The organism is Burkholderia sp. Ax-1720 (assembly GCF_011753035.1).
Taxonomy (GTDB): domain Bacteria; phylum Pseudomonadota; class Gammaproteobacteria; order Burkholderiales; family Burkholderiaceae; genus Burkholderia; species Burkholderia gladioli.
Genome location: NZ_VWWK01000368.1, coordinates 1 through 2,341 on the forward strand (window position 1 = coordinate 1; position 2,341 = coordinate 2,341).

The following is a 2,341-nucleotide window of genomic DNA, read 5'->3' on the forward strand; positions in this document are numbered from 1 at the left end:
GGCGGCGCGCGCGGCCTCGGCCTCCGCATCGCCGGCGGTGACGATCAACAGGTCGCCCGCGGCCGGATGTTCGGGTGCCGCGACGCAGATTCGCATCGGCGCGGCGCGGGCGGGCCAGTCGCCGAGCCGCGCGCGGATCCGCTCGGCGGCCGCCGCGAGCTCGTCGGCGGGCGGCCAGAACAGCTCGGCGAAATGCGCGGGGGTGGAGGCGCCGCGGCTCATGACGCGCTCCCGTCCTGGTGCCAGAACGGCATGCCGACCACCGGCGTGCTCGCGTGAGCGGTTTCGCGCGGATCCATCGGCCCGCCCAGGAAGGCGGCGCGGCCCGCCTCGACGGCCTGGGCGAAGGCGCGCGCCATGATCTCGGGATGCGTGGCCTGCGATACCGCCGTGTTCAGCAGCACGCCGTCGAAGCCCCATTCCATCACCTGGCAGGCATGCGAGGGCACGCCGAGCCCCGCGTCGACGATCAGCGGCACGTCGGGCAGCCGCTCGCGCAGCACGCGCAGGCCATAGGGATTGACCACCCCCTTGCCGGTGCCGATCGGCGCGCCCCAGGGCATCAGCGCCTCGCAGCCGGCGTCGAGCAGGCGGCGGCCGATCACCAGGTCCTCGGTGCAATAGGGCAGCACCTTGAAACCGTCCTTCACGAGCAGGCCGGCCGCCTCGATCAGGCCGACCGGATCGGGCTGCAGCGTGTAGTCGTCGCCGATCAGCTCGAGCTTGATCCAGTCGGTCTCGAACACCTCGCGCGCCATCTGCGCGGTGTTGACCGCCTCGGCGACGCTCTGGCAGCCGGCCGTGTTCGGCAGCAGCGGCACCGCGTGGCGCTTGAGCAGGTCGAAGAAGCCCGCCTCGGCGGTGCCGGCGTTCATCTGCCGGCGCAGCGCGACGGTGACCATGCCGGGCAGCGAGGCGGCGATCGAGTCCGACAGCGATTGCAGCGACGGATAGCGCGAGGTGCCGAGCAGCACGCGGCTCTGGAACGGCGTGCCGTACAGCGTCAGCGCATCGGTGGTGGGAAGCGGCGTCATGGGGAGGTCCTGTAAGAATCGGTCGCGCGGGTCGGCGGGGCTCAGCCGCCCGCCACCGGGTGCACCACGTCGAGCCGGTCGCCGGCCGCAAGCGTGAGCGCGGCGTGCCGCGCGCGCGCCACGAAGGCGCCGTTGACGGCCACCGCGAACGGCGGCCTGGCCTGGTAGGCGGTGAGCGCGTCGGCCACGGTGGCACCGTCGGGAAGCGTCAGCGTCTGCTGGTTGATCTGGATGTCCATGGGGCAATCGTAGGAAGTGGGTCGGCGTCAGGCCCGGGCCTGCGCCGTATCGGTCTCGGTCCGGAACAGCGCCGGCCAGCGCGCGGCCGCGCGCCAGGCGGCCAGTGCCTCGGGCTCGGGCTGCCCGGCATTGCCGAGCGCGCCGCCGAACCAGGCCTGGACGAACTCGACGGCCGCCTGCGCGACCTCGGGCGCGATCATGAAGCCGTGCCGGTAGAGGCCGTTGACGGCCAGCGTGGCCTCGCCGCGCCAGGCGATCGCGGGCCGGTGGTCGGGCAAGGTCGGCCGGCACTGCGTGCCGAGCTCGAGGATGCGCGCCTCGCCGAAGCCCGGATGCACCGAGAAGGCCGCGCTCAGCAGTTCGAGCGCGGAACGCACGCTGACCGGCGACATGTCCTCGCCTTCGACCTCGGTCGCGCCGATCACGTAGAGATCGTCCTGCTTCGGCGCGATGTAGAGCGGATAACGCGGATGCAGCAGGCGCACCGGCCGCGCCAGATCGATGCCGGGCGCCCGCACGCGCGCCACCTCGCCGCGGATCCCGCGCAGGCCGGGCAGCACCGGCTTGGCGCCGAGCCCGCGGCAATCGATGGTGAGCCGCGCGCGAGGGTCGGGCGCGTGCTCAACGGCGGTGTTCCAGTGGCACTGCACGCCGCGCTCGGCCAGGCCAGCGGCGAGCGCGGCGAGCGTCTGGCGGTTGTCGAGCTGGCCCTCGCGCGGCAGCAGCAGCCTGCGCGGGAAACGCCCGGCCAGCGCCGGTTCGGCCGCATCGAGCTGGGCTCCCGCCAGCGCGACGAAGCCGCCGTCGACGAGCTCGGCCGGCGCGTTGGCGCGCACGCGCCGCTCGAACAAGGGCGCCTCGGCGCGATCGGCCTGATGCCAGACCACCAGGGTGCCGTTGTGCTGGAAGAACACCGGCTCGGGCAACTCGGCCAGCCACTGCGGCCAGCGCGCCAGCGAGGTCGCGCCCAGCTCGGTGATCAACAGCTCGGCGCTGGCCGCCTCGGCCAGGGGCGCGAGCATCGCGGCGGCCACCCAGGCGGCCGCGCCCGTACCGGCCGCGTCGCC

At 74.0% G+C, this 2,341-nt stretch carries 3 protein-coding genes and 1 pseudogene; all 4 read right to left on the bottom strand.

The features are described from left to right. Positions 1-222 (bottom strand): annotated as a pseudogene (locus tag F3J18_RS36750) (thiamine phosphate synthase); the annotation flags it as partial. After that, entirely contained in the window at positions 219-1,034 is an 816-nt protein-coding gene (locus F3J18_RS36755) for a thiazole synthase (protein ID WP_013696418.1), read from the bottom strand. The pseudogene F3J18_RS36750 and the gene F3J18_RS36755, both read right to left, overlap by 4 nt. Positions 1,035-1,075: 41 nt before the next feature. Continuing rightward, complete coding sequence (gene thiS / locus F3J18_RS36760) at positions 1,076-1,273, bottom strand: sulfur carrier protein ThiS (protein WP_166917047.1); 198 nt, start codon at positions 1,271-1,273, stop codon at positions 1,076-1,078. A 27-nt stretch (positions 1,274-1,300) separates the two neighbouring features. After that, positions 1,301-2,341: FAD-dependent oxidoreductase (locus tag F3J18_RS36765; protein ID WP_166917049.1), on the bottom strand; the 1,041-nt coding region annotated here is incomplete at its 5' end.